We start from the raw sequence: 16951 nt of genomic DNA on the forward strand, positions 1-16951 counted from the left end.
AATCCGAAGACGCCGCCGCGGCGGAGGTGAGCAGGGTGCTTGCCTCCGCCGCGGCGTGTCTCGGCGTCAGAGAAGTGCCGTGTCGCTGGGTCAGAGAAGGACTGCGCCGCCGGCGGTCTCCTCGCGGGCGACGGCCGAGTACGCCGCGACGAGCAATGACGGGTCAGGGCCCTCCAGACGTCCGGGCTTTGCCAGTCCGTCGAGAACCACGAACCGCAGCACGCCGGCGCGGTTCTTCTTGTCGGTCTGCATTCCCTCGACCAGCTGACCGAACGCGTCCGCGTCGTACGTCGTGGGGAGCCCGACCAGTTCGAGGATCCGGCGGTGCCGATCGGCGGTCTCGTCGTCGAGCCGGCCGGCCAGACGGCCGAGCTCGGCCGCAAACACCAGTCCGACCGACACCGCGGCGCCGTGACGCCAGCGGTAGCGCTCGCGCCGCTCGATCGCATGACCCAGCGTGTGCCCGTAGTTGAGGATTTCCCGCAGATCGGATTCGCGGAGATCGGCCGCCACAACTTTGGCCTTCACCTCCACCGAACGCTTGATCAGTTCCGGCAGCACGGACCCGGTCGGGTCGAGCGCCGCCTCGGGGTCACTCTCGATGAGGTCGAGGATGACGGGGTCGGCGATGAATCCGGTCTTGATGACCTCCGCCATCCCGGCGACGATCTCGTTGCGGGGCACGGTCTCCAGTGTCACGAGGTCGATGAGCACGGCCGACGGCTCGTGGAACGAACCGACAAGGTTCTTGCCCGCCTCGGTGTTGATTCCTGTCTTTCCGCCGACCGCGGCGTCGACCATGGCGAGCAAGGTCGTCGGCACATGGACCACCCGCACTCCGCGCATCCAGGTGGCTGCGACGAATCCGGCGAGGTCGGTGGCCGCGCCGCCGCCCAGGGAGACCACGGCGTCACTGCGGGTAAGTCCGATCCGGCCGAGCACCTCCCAGCAAAAGCCGGCCACGGCCAGATCTTTGCCGTCCTCGGCGTCCGGGATTTCGATCCGGTGAGCGTCGATGCCCTTCTCGGCGAGTGCCGCCCGCACTGCCTCCGCCGTTTCGGCCAGCGGCGGCTGATGGAAGATCGCCACCGTCCTGGTTCCGGCGAGCTCGTCCACCAGCTCACCGAGCAGACCACGCCCGATGATCACCGGGTAGGGGTGTGCCGTCTGCACCTGTACACGTACCGGTTCGGTCACTGTCTGCTCCGCTCCGTCTCGTCCGATGTTCTCGGATCACCTGTTCCGCCGGGGTCGCACCTCATCCGGCAAGCTTCGCGACCAACTGCTGCACCACCCGCGCGGGGCTACGTCCGTCCGTCCGTATCCGAATGGACGCCACCTCGCGGTACAACGGCCGACGTTTGCGCATCAACTCGGCGTACTTTTCGCGGGGGTCGCCACCGGCGAGCAGGGGACGTGCAGTACTTGTTCCTGTCCGTTTCAGGCCTTCACCCACGCTGATCTCCAGATAGATCACCGTGTGGCCCTTCAGGAGTGCCCGAGTGCGCTCGGACAGTATCGAGCCGCCTCCGAGCGAGACGATACCCTCCGAACTCTCGATCGCCTTGCGGACGATCTCCTCCTCGAGGGCGCGGAATGCGGGCTCGCCGTCTTCGACGAAGATCTCCGCGATGGTGCGCCCCGCTTCCTCCTCGACCGCCGCATCGGTGTCGAAGAGCGGCAGGTCGAGGGCCTGCGCAAGACGTCGGCCGATGGTCGACTTACCCGCTCCCGGGGGGCCGACGAGCACAGCTTTCGGTGCCACGGCCCGTCACCGCCTCGTTTCGACGGCGGACGCGGCGGTCATCGCGCGAGCCGCGCGGCGACACCGGAGGCGTAACGCTCGAAGTTCGCGGCCGTCTCGGCAATGGAGTCGCCGCCGAACTTCTCGAGTGCAGCCTGGGCCACAACCAGCGCGACCATGGCCTCCGCCACGACACCTGCGGCGGGCACGGCGCACACGTCGGAGCGCTGATGAATCGCGACGGCTTCTTCACCCGTCGACATGTCGACGGTGGAAAGGGCGCGGGGAACGGTCGAGATCGGCTTCATCGCGGCGCGGACGCGCAATGCCTCACCGTTGGTCATGCCGCCCTCGAGCCCGCCGGCGCGATTGGTGGATCGCAGGATGCCATCGGGGCCCGGGCGCATCTCGTCGTGTGCCTGGCTGCCGCGGCGGCGGGCAGTCTCGAAACCGTCGCCGACCTCGACACCCTTGATCGCCTGAATGCCCATGAGCGCCGATGCGAGCCGGGCGTCGAGGCGATCCGCGCCACTGATGAACGAGCCGAGACCCACGGGGAGCCCGTGCACGACCACCTCGACGACCCCGCCGAGGGTGTCGCCGTCGCGCTTGGCCGCTTCGATCTCGGCGATCATCGATTCCTCGGCTGCCTTGTCGAATGCGCGCACCGGGCTGGCATCGATCGCCGCGATGTCGAACGCCGTCGGCTCCACACCGACGTACGGATCGGACGCACCGATGGAAATGACGTGTGAGAGCACCTCGACGCCGAATACCTGGCGGAGGAAGTTGCGGGCGAAGGTCGCGGCCGCGACGCGCGCCGCGGTTTCACGCGCGCTCGCCCGTTCGAGAACGGGACGGGCGTCGTCGAAACCGTACTTGAGCATGCCGGAGTAATCGGCGTGCCCGGGTCGCGGTCGGGTGAGGGGTGCGTTCCGCGCCTGATCGGCGAGCAGGTCGGGATCCACCGGATCGGCAGACATGATGGTTTCCCACTTGGGCCACTCGGTGTTGCCCACCTCGACCGCGATGGGCCCGCCGAGCGTCCGACCGTGGCGCACACCTCCGACGATGGTGACCTTGTCGGCCTCGAACTTCATGCGTGCGCCGCGCCCGTAACCGAGACGCCGTCGCGCGAGTTGAGTCGAGATGTCCTGGGACGTCACTTCGACGCCCGCAACCATTCCCTCGAGCATCGCAACGAGGGCGGGACCATGGGATTCTCCGGCAGTTATCCAGCGCAGCACGACCAATATCCTTCCACGTCGCCGCGACCCGCAGTGACGGTGGCCCTCCCAACCCGGCGCGGACCGAAGGCGGCGCTCACGGAAGGTGCGTGGCCAGCAGCGCGAGGACGGTCGCGGCGCACATGGCCGGCCCGTGGGGAACGCTCGTCGGAGAAGCCGCGTCGGGCTCCGGGCGCGAAGGCCGCGACCGTGCCCTGACCAGTGCGACGCACCCCGCAGCGGCCGTGAACGCCGGTGCCAGGAGGGCGGCCCACACCCACGCTCCTCCCCCACCCAGTGCGGCCAGCGCGCCCACACCCAGCGCGAGCTTGACATCGCCCGCCCCCAGCGATCCGGGCGCGCAGAGATACAGAAGGAGATACGCCGCCGCGAGCAGTACACCCCCGATCACTGCAGCCGGCGCCTGACCGGTAAACCCCGCAAGGACGACGACCACCGCGAATCCGGGCAGAGTCAGGATGTTCGGCAATCTGCGCGCACACCAGTCCGTGGCGGCGAGGCTGACGCACCACCATCCCAGCAGGACAGCGGCAGGTACCAACGCGGGTTCCGGTTCCCGGCCCGAGGATCCGCACCACACCGCGACCGCCACGCCCGCGGCGCACGAACTTTCACACCATCCGCGTCGCACGGCCGCGTCGCCGACGAACCTCGTCGCCGTACGCCGCGCGCACCATCCTGCGCCTGCGCCGGCGAGCACGCCGACCGAGATGAGCCACCACATGGACACAGCGTGACCGGTGCTCGGCAAGCCTCGTCGTCGACGACGTGCAGAAATTCCCTGGCCTGTGGAGAAACCGGGGCCTGTGGACAACTAGCCCAATGCGGCCGCCATGGCCTCTCTCGGCGCAGGCCGGCCGGTAAACTGCTCCACTTGCCCGAAGGCCTGGTGGAGGAGCATCGACAACCCGCCGACCACCGTTCCACCGGCAGCCTCCACTGCCGCGGCCAACGGCGTCGGCCACGGGTCGTAGATCGCGTCGAGCACGAACGGCGCCTGTCCGAGGACATCCGCACAGTCGATGATTGCGGCGGACGGCACGGTGCTGACGAGGGCGGCCGCTCCGGCGCACCGCGCGGCAAGTTCGCGGCTGTCGAAGCCGAGGAGTCGAACCTCGAGACCGATCGCCTCGGCACAGGCCAGCGCGCCCGCGGCCCGACCCTCGTTCCGGGCCACCACGGTGACGCTCTTCACACCCATGTCGGCGAGTGCCACCAGCGCCGGCCTCGCCGTCCCGCCCGCGCCCACGACCACGGCGTCGGCTCCGGCAATAGTGCCGATCCCGCCCGCGGTCAAAGCACCCCGGACGCCGTCCACATCGGTGCAGTCCGCACGCCATCCGCCCTCGATGCGAACCAGCGTGTTGGCGGAGCCGATCGTCACCGCGCGCTCGGTCCGCTCGGTGGCGAAGTCGAGCGCCGCAATCTTGCCCGGCATCGTGACCGACAGGCCCACCCATTCCGGGCCGAGACCGGACACGAGACCCGGAAGACGTTCCCCGTCGCATTCGATGCGCTCGTAGGTCCAGTCGGTCAGGCCCAGCGCCCGATACGCCGCGAGATGCAGCTGCGGAGACCGGGAGTGGGCGATCGGGCTTCCCAGGACAGCAGCCTTGCGTGCCGACTTCACGTCACCGTCCACTGTCGAGGATCCCGTTGTTCAGCGCCTGGTCGATGTTGGACAAGTGCTCCTCATAACTCTTGGTGAACAGCGTCGTTCCCTTCGCGTCCACGGTCACGAAATAGATCCAGTCCCCCTGCTCCGGGGATTCGACGGCCTGCAGGGCCGCGATACTCGGCGACGAGATCGGGGTGGCCGGCAAGCCGGGGCTGGCGTAGGTATTCCACGGGGTGACCGTCGCCCGATCCGCATCGGTGGTGGCCAACTCCGTCGTGTCGAGCGCATAGTTGACCGTCGAGTCGAACTGCAGCGCCTGGTTGACCGCCAGCCGGTTCAAGATGACGCGCGCCACCTTCGCGAAGTCTTCGGGCATCGCCTCCCGCTCCACCAGCGACGCGGCGATGAGCATCCGGTAGGGGGAAAGGCCCACCACGTTTCCCGCGGTGAGGATGCCCGTCTCCTCGTAGCTCGCCGCGCTCTCGGTCACGAGCTTCCGTAGGATCTCGGCAGCACCGGCCGTCGGATCGAAATCCCAGCTGCCGGCGGCGATGAGACCCTCGAGCTGCCGGTCCCGGTCGGGTACGCCGGCGACGGCATCTCTGGCCCAGTCCGGTACGCCGAGTGCGCCGATGTCGCCCGCACCGGCGTTGTTGAGTTCGTCGTAGCTGATGCACCGTTCCTGCCCGGCCTCGCCCAGGCAGCTTGCCTCCGAGATGAGGGTGTAGATCCCCTTCTTCACTGCACCCGTCTGCACGTCGGTGGTGTCGTGGAGCTGACGGCCCTCCGAAATGATCATCTGGCCCACACGCGACGCCGGATCGACGAGTTCTCGGACGGCGTCCACGGCAGGGATCTGGGTCGAGAGACTGTAGAAACCGGGCTGCACCGAATTCATCGCAGTGTTCTGGACCGCGGCGTTGAAGAAGGCCGATCCGCTGGCCACCACGTCTCGCTCGGCCAGCGTGGTCGCGATCTCCTCCGCGGTGTCCCCCGCATGGACCTGGACCACGACTTCGGGTCCGCCCGGACCCGGGTAGTCGGCCGGGGCGTCCGGGCCACCGAAAAAGAGCTTGCCGCCGACGAAGACCATTCCCGCCAAGACGACCAGAACGACTGCGGCCGCCAGCGCTCCGAGGATCTTGCCCCTGCGTGCCCGGCCGCGGGACTTCTGCTCGCGTCGCGCGTGCACGCGCGACGGCGGGGCGGGACGCTCGACGGGAACGGCGGCAATGACCTGTGTTTCGGCCTCGTCGAACGCGTCGTCGGCTCTCTCGTACGGTGCGTCACGTCGCCCCTCGACGGAGACATGGTCGTCGACCGGCAGGCCGTCGTACTCGCGTTCGTGAACGTCGCGCTCGTCATACGCAGGCTCGCCATACGCAGCCTGGTCATACGCAGCTTCGTCGTACGCTGACCGGTCGTACGTGTGCTCATGGGCGTGCTCGTCGAGAGGGTCCTCACGGTAGCGATGCACGGGCTCGTGGTGCGCTGGCTCCGTGTGGGCCCCGTCGTGGCGCGCGAGGTAGTCGGGACCGGGCGGGTGGTAGCCGTACATACGATCATCGAGCGCGGAATCGGCGTAGCCGGTGCGGTGGTGACCGAGTTCGGCCGCTTCGGCACGGTCCGGAAAATCAGCGCGCTCGGGGCCAGACTCGTACTCGACCGGTTCGTCTTCGTCGAGATAGCGGTGTCGCCGCGGTTCACGGGGAGGATAGTCGAAACCAGGCTGTTCCCCTGCCGGCCGCCGATGATTGCTCACTGGCCCGCCTCCGGTTGCTGCCTGTCCCCGACCGAATCCCCTGCATTCACCGACCTGCTCCGCTCGTCCAACCACCCCTGCAAGATCGCCACCGCCGCGGCCTGGTCGATCACCGTACGCTGGCTTCTCGCACTGACACCGCTCTCGCGAAGCGCCCGCGTGGCGGTGACGGTGGTCAGACGCTCGTCCGCCATCCGCACCGGGATCGGATCCACCGCCCTTCGCAATCGTTTCGCGAACACAGTAGCGATCGAGGCCGCCTTGCCTCGTTCGCCCCGCAAGGTCTGCGGCAGACCGACGATAACCTCCACGGCCTCGTATTCCTCGACTATGTCGGCAATGCGCCGGATATCCGGCGCGTCGGGGCCGCGTTCCTTCGACCGGGGAACCGTCTCGACCGGGGTGGCGAGAACCCCGTCGGGGTCGCTCGAGGCGACTCCGATCCGGACGCTCCCCACGTCGATACCGATGCGTCGACCGCGCCCAGGGTCGTCGACGCCCGGTCGATCGGGACCGCCCTGTTCCGCGCGATGCACCGCTACTGGTTCCCTACCTTGTCCGCCACGGCCCCTCGGACCGCATCGAGGGCCGCCGCGATGCCGGTGGTGTCCGAGCCGGACCCCTGGGCCATGTCCGCTTTGCCGCCGCCGCGACCCCCGATCAGGGGGCCGAACTCCTTCACGAGGTCACCGGCCGCGACCCCGAGTTCCTGCGCCGCCTTGTTGACGGCGACAACGAATGGAACCTTGCCGTCGGCATCACCGAACAGGGCGACGACAGCCGGCTGCGTGCCGAACCGTCCGCGAATGTCGGTGACGAGACTCCGGAGGTCGTTGCCACCGACACCGGCGGGAGCCGAGTCCGCCACCAGCAGCACCGGTCCCACGCGCTGAGCCTTGTCGAGGTAGGTGCCTGCGGAGGCCAGAACTGCTTGTGCCCGAGCCTGTTCGAGCTCCTTCTCTGCAACGCGAAGCCGTTCGACCAAGGCCTCGACACGGGCAGGCACCTCTTCGGAGGGCACCTTCAGCGAGGACGACAGTCCGGCGAGCAGCGCCCGTTCCTTGGCCAGGTAACGGTACGAGTCCAGCCCGACGTAGGCCTCCACACGCCGCACACCCGAGCCGACGGACTGCTCACCGAGGAGGGTCACGTTGCCGATCTGCGCCGAGGTTCCCACGTGTGTTCCGCCACATAGCTCCATGGAGAACGGTCCACCGATCTCCACGACGCGTACCTCGTCGCCGTAGTTCTCGCCGAACAAGGCCATGGCGCCCATCGCCTTTGCCTTGTCGAGGTCGGTGACGAACGTGTTGACCGCGTAGTCGGCGGCCACGGCCTCGTTCGCCACAACCTCGATGTCCTGCTTCTGCGACTCGGTGAGCGCACCCTGCCACGAGAAGTCGAACCGCAGATATCCGGGCTTGTTCAACGAACCGGCCTGAACGGCGTTGGGCCCCAGAACCTGTCGGAGGGCGGCGTGGACCATGTGCGTACCGGAGTGACCCTGGGTGGCACCCTTACGCCACCCGGCATCGACCTGAGCCAGAACGACGTCGCCTTCGGTGATCTCGCCTTCCTGGACGGTGACCTTGTGGACCCACAGCTTTTTCGCGATTTTCTGGACGTCGTTGACCTTCACACGCAGTCCCGGCCCGGTCAGCGCGCCCAGGTCTGCAATCTGGCCGCCCGCCTCCGCGTACAGCGGGCTGCGGTCGAGAATGACCTCGACGTCCTGGCCGGTGGCGGCGACGGGAACGCGCTGCCCGTTGGAGATCAGGGCGAGGACACGCGCCTCGGACACCAGTTCGTGGAAACCGGTGAACTCTGTGGGACCGCGGTCGAGAAGTTCCTTGTAGACGGTCAGGTCGGCGTGCGCGTGCTTGCGTGCCTGGGCGTCGTCCTTGGCACGCTGACGCTGCTCCGCCATCAGCGTGCGGAATCCCTCTTCGTCGACCGACAATCCGGCCTCGGCCGCCATCTCGAGGGTGAGGTCGATGGGGAAGCCGTAGGTGTCGTGCAGCGCAAAGGCTTGATCGCCGCCGATGACCGACTTCCCGGAAGCCTTCACGGACTCGGCGGCGCCTTCGAACAGCTTCGAGCCGGACGTGAGGGTCTTGAGGAACGCCGTCTCCTCGCCGACCGCGACCGTCTCGATGCGGCCGAAGTCGCTGTCGAGGACCGGGTACGAGGGGGCCATCGTGTCGCGTACGACGGTGATGAAGTCACGCATGCTCGGCTTGTCGGCGCCGAGCAGCTTTGCCGAACGCACGATGCGCCGCAGCAGTCGGCGCAGCACGTACCCGCGTCCGTCGTTGCCCGGATTCACACCGTCGGCGATAAGCATGGCCGCCGTACGCGCGTGATCGGCGATCACCCGGAACCGGACGTCGTCGTCATGATTGACGCCGTACCTGCGGCCTGACAACTCCTCGGCCTTCGCGATCACCGGGCGGACGAGGTCGGTTTCATACACGTTGTCGACGCCCTGCAGCAGGAACGCGACGCGCTCGACTCCCATGCCGGTGTCGATGTTCTGCTTCGGCAGCGGGCCGAGGATCTCGAAATTGTCCTTGCTGATGCCGAGTCCGCGCTCGTTCTGCATGAACACGAGATTCCAGATCTCGATGTAGCGGTCTTCGTCGGCCTCCGGGCCGCCTTCCTTGCCGAACTCGGGGCCGCGGTCGTAGTAGATCTCCGAGCATGGCCCGCACGGCCCGGGGATGCCCATGGACCAGTAGTTGTCGGCCATGCCCCGGCGCTGGATCCGCACCTCGGGAACGCCGACCTCGTCGCGCCAGATGTCGCGGGCCTCGTCGTCGTCGAGGTAGACGGTGACCCAGATCCGCTCGGGATCGAATCCATAGCCGCCGTCGTCGACGCTGCCGGTCAGCAACGCCCAGGCATGCTTGATTGCTTCCCGCTTGAAGTAGTCACCGAAGGAGAAGTTCCCGGCCATCTGGAAGAACGTGTTGTGCCGGGTCGTGATGCCCACGTTTTCGATGTCGAGGGTGCGCACACATTTCTGCACACTGGTCGCCGTCGAGTACGGCGGGGTCTGCTGGCCCAGGAAGAAGGGCACGAACTGGACCATTCCCGCGTTGACGAACAGCAGGTTCGGATCGTCGAGAATCAGCGAGGCGCTGGCTACCTCGGTGTGGCCTGCCTTGACGAAATGGTCGAGGAAGCGCCGGCGAATCTCGTGGGTCTGCACGTCAGTGATCCTTATTGTCTGTCTCGAGGGCAACTGCGGGGTGGCTGTCCTGTCGGGCACACGGGAGCCCGGCAGTTCGGCAACAATCAGCTTAACCGGCCACCCGGACGCGTCTTGCCACGGACGATGGCACGCAACTTGTCGACCCGGGCCGCAATGTCGCGCTCACCACCGTGCGTGGTGGGCTGGTAGTAGTCGACGCCGACCAGTTCGTCCGGCGGATATTGCTGTGGCAGCACGCCGTCCGGGTGGTCGTGGGGATAGCGATATCCGACGGCGTTGCCGAGCTTCGCCGCACCCGCGTAGTGCCCGTCGCGCAGATGCGGGGGCACCAGGCCTGCGTTGCCCGCGGCGACGTCGGCCATCGCCGCTCCGAGCGCAGCGATCACCGCCCCCGACTTCGGTGCGGTGGCGAGGTGGATGGTCGCCTGGGCGAGCGCAAGGCGTGCCTCGGGCATGCCGATCAGCTGCACGGCCTGGGCGGCCGCGGTGGCAGTCTGCAGTGCGGTCGGATCGGCCATCCCGATGTCTTCACTCGCGTGGACCACCAGCCGACGCGCGATGAAGCGCGGGTCTTCACCCGCGGTCAGCATCCGCGCGAGGTAATGCAGTGCGGCATCGACGTCGGAGCCACGGATCGATTTGATGAAGGCGCTGATGACGTCGTAGTGCTGGTCACCGTCACGGTCGTAGCGGACCGCCGCCTTGTCGACGCTGGCCTCTACCGTGGCGAGGTCGAGCAGAATCGGCCGATCCGCATCGCCCGCCTGGTCGAGGGCAGCCCCCGCGGCCGCCTCGAGCGCCGTCAGTGCCCGACGCGCATCGCCCGCCGCCAATCGGACCAGATGATCCAAGGCATCGCCCGCGATTTCGATCTCACCGTCGTACCCACGCTCGTCGGTGCGCGCCCGCTCGAGGAGTTCCTCGATGTCGCCGGGCGTCAACGACTGCAGTTGCAGCACCAACGACCGGGACAGCAGCGGTGACACGACCGAGAAGGACGGGTTTTCGGTGGTCGCGGCAACGAGGAGCACGATCCGGTTCTCCACGGCAGCGAGCAGGGCGTCCTGCTGGGTTTTCGAGAACCGGTGTACCTCGTCGATGAACAACACCGTCTGTTCCCCCGCGAGGAGGCGCCGCCGCGCGAGTTCGATGACGCCGCGCACCTCCTTCACACCCGCGGACAGCGCCGACAACGCCTCGAATCGGCGGCCCGTCGCCCCCGAGATGAGTGAGGCCAAGGTTGTCTTGCCGGTACCGGGAGGGCCGTACAGCAGCACCGACGCTGCTCCGGAGCCCTCGACCAGACGCCGTAGCGGCGCCCCGGGCCCCAGGAGGTGCTGCTGTCCGACCACCTCACCGAGAGTGCGCGGGCGCATCCGCACCGCGAGTGGTGCGTGAGGGTTGACAGCCACGTGTCCGAGACCGGATTTCGGCGCGGGGTCCACCTCGGGCCGCACGGTCTCGAACAGTCCGGCCGACTCGTCCTCGCCCAACTCCGAACCGAAAAGATCGCTCACAAGTTCGACGCTACTCGGAAGGCGTCGTGGAAACCCACTCCGGTCTGCCGGTCGGCGTCACCCGACAGACAAACCTCGAAGCTTGTCGGCCACGAGGCGGGCGTGGTGGGCAACCACCGTGTTCCCGGCGTGGTCGGCGCTCCGGGCCAGCCTGTCCCAGCGCTGCGTCAGGGCTTCGGACCGCGGAACCGACAGGTGATGCTCACGCACGGCGGCGATGCGGCTGTGATTCTCCGGAAGGAACAGATACGTGCTGACCCACACCCAAATGAGCTGCGCTTCGACCATGCGGGTGGCCAGCACGTTGTCGTCGGCGAGCGCGGGCCACATCCCCACGACCTCGGCGCGCCAAGCCTCGATCATGGCCTGCGTCCGCTCGTCGGACAGTTCCACGGTGCAGAGGCAACCAGGGAAGGAGACCAGTGCATACGCGATGTCGAGCATCGCGTCGCGGAAGCCACCCCACTCGTAGTCCAGGAAACGAACACCCTCGTCGTTGACCATGATGTTGTCCGGGCACAGGTCCGAGGGGCTGAACGCCCTGAATCGGCCACTGTCGAACAGCTTCGCGGCGCGCGCTACCTGCGCCGTCATGTCCGCGGATACGTCGACACCCAGGATCCGGGAGAGAAGGCGGGGCACCTCGGGAACCGCGCGGTGAACCTGCTCGGCGACGGTGTCGTCGCAATGCGCCACCTCGGCGCGGCGAAGAAGGGCGGTGAAGTCCTCTTCGCGTCCCACCGTGGCCGCGTGCATACGGCCCAGCGCCTGTGCCATGGCCATCAGGGTGTTGGTGACCGTATCGGCGTCGGAATGCTCGAGCAGGGCACTGATCGGCGAGGCATCACCGAGGTCGCTGAGAACGAGGAGTCGCGCCTCGAGGTCGGAGGCGAGCAGTTCGGCGCCCGGCCTGCTGTCGGTCGCCAGTGCAGTGGCGAACTGATACGACACGGCTTCACGGAGGAACGCGCTGCTGCTGTCACCCGACAGGTCGTCGGGATCGATAGTCCGTGAGCCGGACACGCCGACGTCCTCACGCAGTTGCTTGATCACCAACGTCCGCGGAAGGGAGAACGGATTCTCGGCCACGCGTACGCGGAGCACGATGGTACGACCACTACCGCCGAGGTCGACGGGGTCTACCAGTGTCACGGGTGCCCCGGTACGACGCGTGAGCAGCTTCTCGGCTGCGGCAACTACCTCGGAAACGGGGTCGGCCAGTATTGCAGTCATCGCGGTCCAACTTACCTGCTAGTGACACGGATCATCGAGTCCTCCGCCGGAAGCCTCGGTGAATTTCAGCATTTCGGCTGATCGGGCGCGAGCGGATGGAGCGGTGCCACGTCAACCGACACCGCAATGGTGCTGTTTCGTGCCTCTGTGTATATGACTCCGCGCAGCGGCGGCACATCCGCGTAGTCCCGGCCCCACGCCACGACTGTGTAGCGCTCGTCGACGAGTTGATCGTTGGTCGGGTCGAAAGCGAGCCAGCGGTCGCCGGGCATCCACACAGCGGCCCACGCGTGGGTGGCGTCGACACCGATCAGTCTTTCCTGGCCGGGCGGCGGCTGCGTTTCCAGATATCCCGACACGTACTGGGCGGCGAGCCCGTGTGAGCGCAGGCAGGCGATCGCGAGCCGAGCGAAATCCTGGCACACCCCGGACCTCTTCTCGAGCACCTCGGTGACCCGGGTGGACACGGACGTCGACCCCGATCTGTACTGGAAGTCGCGGTGGATGCGGCTGGTGAGGTCGAGGACGGCGTCGACGAGCGGACGTTCCGGCGGAAAGCTCACGGCCGCGTAGTCGCGCACGCCGTCACTGATCTCGGCCGGCTGCACGTCCAGCACGAAGTCCTGGGCCAGCGCCCCGTCCGTCCCCACCGGCCGGGACAGCTCCCACCGCGAGTTCGCGGGCGCACTGACGAGCCGGTGTGGTTCCGGCCCGTACACCTCTACTTCGGACTCGGCGGTGACGATCAGCTCCTCGTGCGCTGCGCTGACCTGGAAGTAGAGGTCGCGATTGCCGTACACGTCTACACCCACCGACCGATCGGCGGGCGCGGGCGAGATGTCGACAGCCGATCGGACACAGCGCTGATCCTCGGTGTCACGCGGCAGCAGGTAGCAGCGGCCGTAGGACGAGGACACCGGCTCCGAATAGGTGTAGGTAGTGCGGTGGGTGATCCGGTATCGCCGGAGTACGGGGCGCTCGCTGGTCGAATCAGCCGGGGGCGACGGGTCGATCATGCGGGAACTCCGCCCCCGACCGTCCACGAGGTCGCGCTGCCCCACAGCGGTTGCATACCGCCGGGCAACGACAACGGCCCCTTCGACATGACCTCGGACAACCGGCCGAGAAGTCCGACGATCTCGGTGGTCAGGTCGCCCACTTCTGTTCGTACTCCGGTGTCGTCGATGCGCTCGAGCCGGGCAGGGTCGACCCGTCGAACGGTGTTGAGCATGTCCTCGGCGAGCCGCTCCGCCGGCGAGGATCCGGAGGCGTCGGGTAGGGCCGCCAGGTCGGTCCGCAGCGCCTCGAGCTGGAAGACGAGCGAGCGGGGGTTGCCGATGTCGAACAGCAGCAACTCGGCCACCGCGGCAGGGCGGATACTTCGATTCCGCCGGCGGTACACCACCGAGCTCTCGGTGGCGAGCAGAAGTGATTCGATCAACGCTCGTTCGGTCGCGGGATCCCGCTTCCGCCCCATGGTGGACGCCACCAGGGTGGTGAGAGTAGAGGCCCGTTCGATCCGCTTGCCGATGTCCATGATGTGCCAGCCGGTGTCGCGGACCAGCGATTCCGCTGAGACACCGGACAGCGCCAGCATGCCGCCGAGCACTGCGGATTGCGCCTCGAAAAGCCGGGAGCCATCGTCGATCGACTCGTCGGAGACCTCACCGAGAGCGCGTTCCACCGTGCTCAGCACGGCCCAGATGTCGTTCGACAATTGGCCGCGTACCGCCCGCGCGGCCTGCTCCACGTCCCGGACGGCTCGAGCGAGTGATCCGTCGCGGTCGGGATCGACGGTGAGAGACCGTAGTTCCGCTCGAACTTGCTGGAGATCCGCAGTGGGATGGGGGCCCGCAGTTCCGTCGGAAGCGTTCACCGACCGTGTCGGCGCGCCCCCTTCCCCCCGTGCATTTCCCTGCTCCGCGACGGTGAGGACGGCGTCGAGGAGAATAGGAAGACACCCGGCACCCGGCAGCCACGGGCGGAGCCGATAGTCGCGGTACTTCTCCCCCACTGCGATCATCAGCCGTGCCGAACCCTCGGCCCGCTCCGCGCATCGCCCTATCGAGAAGAGTTCGGACAGCGCGCGGGGCGAGGCCAGCAGATCGGACGAGGTTGCTGCGTAGGTGGGGAGCGACTCGACGTCACGGGCGGCGCTCTCACCGGTATCTGCCGGGCCGAGCCGCGGCGCGAAGCGCACCCAGACGTCCTTGGCTCCCGCATGCCGGCGATCCCCGCGCTCGGCACCCGGAATCAGGGTCGTTCCCAGGCCGCCGGACATGGGTACGTAGCCCACCCGTTGAGCCACGGAGAACAGCCGGACGCCGACGGGCGCGAGAGTGACCTCGCCCCCGCCCCCGGCGCCGGCCGACGGCGCATACGACGAGTCGGGGATGATCTGCCCCACCCAGTTGGCGGGATCCGCGCGTACCTGTTCGAGAAATTCCGTGCGCCGGGCGTCGTCGAGTGCGGAGGGGACGACGGGCGGCCCGCCGCGGACGGCGCGGAGCACCATCGATGAAACATTGGCCAGGATGTGCGCGAGTTCAGAGCGGTCACCTCCCCAGAACGTCGGCACGGACGGCAACAACAGATCCTCGTCGAGCAGTCGCCGCGAGAGTGCCGGCAGCAGGCGGGTGAGTGCCGGATTCTCCAGGACTCCGCTGCCGAGGGTGTTCACAACGGTCACTGCTCCCCGACGCAGCACCTCGACGAGGCCGACTACGCCGGCCCGGGAGCCGGGGCGCAGATCGAGGGGGTCGGCGAGTTCGGCGTCGACCCGCCGGATGATGACGTCGACCTGTTCCAACCGGCCCAGTGACCGCATCCAGATGCGGCCGTCACGGACCACCAGGTCGGCGCTCTCCACGAGCGGGAACCCGAGGACAGTCGCCAGGTAGGCCTGGTCGAACGCGGCACCCGACCTGGTCTGCGGACTGAGCACGACCACGAGCGGGTCTTCCGAACCGGCGGGCGCCGCGTCGATTGCCGCGAGCCGCATCGACTGGGCGAACGAGGACAACGGCCGGGGGCCCACGGTCTCGTAGATGCCCGGAACCGCCCGGGCGATCACTCGGCGGTTCGCCATCGCGTAGCCGGCCCCGCCCGGAGACTGGGTGTGGTCGCGAACAGCGTGGAAATTGCCGTCCGTGCCGCGGCCGACGTCGAGACCGTGGAAGAACAACTGGTGCCGACCCGGGAGCGACATGCCGTGCGCAGGCCGAAGATATCCGGGATGACCGAACACGAGGCGGGCGGGCACGGCACCACTCCGCAGGAGCGTCCTCGGCCCGTACAGGTCGGCGAGCACGGCATCGAGAAGCCGCGAACGCTGGAGGAATCCCGCTTCGAGGTGCTCCCATTCGTCGGCCGTGAGGAGAAGCGGTATCGGGTCGATCTCCCACCGAGACGGTCCGGTGGCGAGGTCCGATCCGTCGAGGGGGTTGTAGGTGATGCCGTGGTTGTCGACGAGGAGCCGGATGCGGGACTGCAGCCGGCGCACGGAGCCGCTGTCCGCGCCGAGGAGGCCGTCACCCAGCTCGGACCACGGCGCACGGACCTTCCCGTCGGCGTCGAACAGTTCGTCGTATTCCGGGCCGCGGTGCGGCGCCGCGGTCACCGGAGTCTCCGGACTTGCTGGACGCGTTCTTTCCGTGCCTCGGCGAGCAGGCGATCGGCTCCGTTACCGGCTCGCAACCGCAGCGCGAGGACCAGCACCCCGGCCACCACGATTCCGACCATGTTGATGCCCAGTTGAAGTGCGGACAGTGCGGCGATGCGCCATTCGCCGACCGTGACGGCGACGACGGCGAAACCCGCCGCCGGCACGGTGGTGACCGAGATGAAGACACCGACGAGTGCCGCAGACTTCGCGGACACGAGCGCGAGCATCCCGGCTGCCCCCGCGAGGACGGCGACCACCAGCGACAGGGGTCCGACCTTGTAGATGTAGTCGACCTGATCCTGGGCGTCGAGGCTGTCGAGAGCCATCCACCCGATCCGTTCCATCACCAGCGTGGCAACCAAGGTGGCAGCCATGGCGAAGGGGAAGCCGAGGAGCAGCGCGAACAAGGAGCGTCGTGCGAGACCGAGTTTGCGCCGTGCCAGGGCCACGGCGAGTGCTGCCAACGGACCGAACTCCGGTTCCACCACCATGGCACCGACGATCGTGATCGGTGAGTCGGTCACGACTCCTACCGACGCGAGCAGACACGCGATCGTCAAGAAGGCGAGGAACGTTCCGTTGAGGGTCGACTCCTCACGGGTGCGGCTGACAAGTTCCTCCCACACGACGCTGTCGGCCGGATCGCCGGGAGCCGCCTTCTCTGCCTTCCGTGCGGCCGTGGACAGGACCGTCTCGACCGGTCCCAAGGTGATCGCGCCCATGTGCTGGATGTCCAGCGCTTCGAGCGCGTCGATCACCTCGTTGGCCGCCTCGCGGGCCACATCTGCTTGGACCACGTCACCGGCCGGGTCGATCGCCGCACTGCGCAGGACCACCACGTGGGTGGCCCCGGGCTCCGCGGCGAGCACACCGAGAACGTCGTCGGTGTGCTCGGCGGGGCAGATCACCCGTAGATGCAGCATGACGTCCCCCCTGCTGTCCGCGTCGGTCC

General features: G+C 67.9%; 13 protein-coding genes. All 13 read right to left on the reverse strand.

The window, feature by feature from the left end; all coding sequences use genetic code 11:
• Window positions 1–90: 90 nt before the first annotated feature.
• Window positions 91–1197, reverse strand: coding sequence for a 3-dehydroquinate synthase (gene aroB, locus CBI38_RS16120; RefSeq protein WP_109330293.1), 1107 nt, complete (start codon window positions 1195–1197; stop codon window positions 91–93).
• Window positions 1198–1258: 61 nt separating this feature from the next.
• On the reverse strand, window positions 1259–1765 hold the full coding sequence (locus tag CBI38_RS16125; RefSeq protein WP_109330295.1) for a shikimate kinase: 507 nt from the start codon (window positions 1763–1765) through the stop codon (window positions 1259–1261).
• A 38-nt stretch (window positions 1766–1803) separates the two neighbouring features.
• Window positions 1804–2991: a chorismate synthase gene (gene aroC, locus CBI38_RS16130; protein ID WP_109330297.1), complete on the reverse strand. Its 1188-nt coding sequence runs from the start codon at window positions 2989–2991 to the stop codon at window positions 1804–1806.
• A gap of 76 nt (window positions 2992–3067) precedes the next feature.
• On the reverse strand, window positions 3068–3715 hold the full coding sequence (locus CBI38_RS16135) for a prepilin peptidase (RefSeq protein ID WP_109330299.1): 648 nt from the start codon (window positions 3713–3715) through the stop codon (window positions 3068–3070).
• Window positions 3716–3805: 90 nt separating this feature from the next.
• Window positions 3806–4621: a shikimate dehydrogenase gene (locus CBI38_RS16140; RefSeq protein ID WP_418328263.1), complete on the reverse strand. Its 816-nt coding sequence runs from the start codon at window positions 4619–4621 to the stop codon at window positions 3806–3808.
• Window position 4622: 1 nt separating this feature from the next.
• On the reverse strand, window positions 4623–6371 hold the full coding sequence (locus CBI38_RS16145; RefSeq protein ID WP_109330303.1) for an endolytic transglycosylase MltG: 1749 nt from the start codon (window positions 6369–6371) through the stop codon (window positions 4623–4625).
• Window positions 6368–6907 carry a Holliday junction resolvase RuvX gene (gene ruvX, locus CBI38_RS16150; RefSeq protein WP_109330305.1) on the reverse strand — a complete coding sequence of 180 codons (540 nt, stop codon included), beginning with the start codon at window positions 6905–6907 and terminating at the stop codon, window positions 6368–6370. The genes CBI38_RS16145 and ruvX overlap by 4 nt, the downstream gene beginning before the upstream one ends.
• A 2-nt stretch (window positions 6908–6909) precedes the next feature.
• Window positions 6910–9582 carry an alanine--tRNA ligase gene (gene alaS / locus CBI38_RS16155; RefSeq protein ID WP_109330307.1) on the reverse strand — a complete coding sequence of 891 codons (2673 nt, stop codon included), beginning with the start codon at window positions 9580–9582 and terminating at the stop codon, window positions 6910–6912.
• Window positions 9583–9668: 86 nt separating this feature from the next.
• Window positions 9669–11102: a replication-associated recombination protein A gene (locus CBI38_RS16160; RefSeq protein WP_109330309.1), complete on the reverse strand. Its 1434-nt coding sequence runs from the start codon at window positions 11100–11102 to the stop codon at window positions 9669–9671.
• Window positions 11103–11159: 57 nt separating this feature from the next.
• Window positions 11160–12335 (reverse strand): phosphotransferase family protein, encoded by a 1176-nt coding sequence (locus CBI38_RS16165; RefSeq protein WP_109330311.1) that lies wholly within the window; start codon window positions 12333–12335, stop codon window positions 11160–11162.
• A gap of 65 nt (window positions 12336–12400) precedes the next feature.
• Window positions 12401–13351, reverse strand: coding sequence for a transglutaminase family protein (locus tag CBI38_RS16170; protein WP_109330313.1), 951 nt, complete (start codon window positions 13349–13351; stop codon window positions 12401–12403).
• Window positions 13348–15954 (reverse strand): circularly permuted type 2 ATP-grasp protein, encoded by a 2607-nt coding sequence (locus tag CBI38_RS16175; protein ID WP_109330315.1) that lies wholly within the window; start codon window positions 15952–15954, stop codon window positions 13348–13350. Before CBI38_RS16175 ends, CBI38_RS16170 begins: the two co-directional genes overlap by 4 nt.
• Window positions 15951–16922, reverse strand: coding sequence for a DUF389 domain-containing protein (locus tag CBI38_RS16180; protein ID WP_109330317.1), 972 nt, complete (start codon window positions 16920–16922; stop codon window positions 15951–15953). Before CBI38_RS16180 ends, CBI38_RS16175 begins: the two co-directional genes overlap by 4 nt.
• Between the last annotated feature and the right edge of the window lie 29 nt (window positions 16923–16951).

Source organism: Rhodococcus oxybenzonivorans (assembly GCF_003130705.1).
In the GTDB taxonomy this organism is placed as follows: Bacteria; Actinomycetota; Actinomycetes; order Mycobacteriales; family Mycobacteriaceae; genus Rhodococcus_F; species Rhodococcus_F oxybenzonivorans.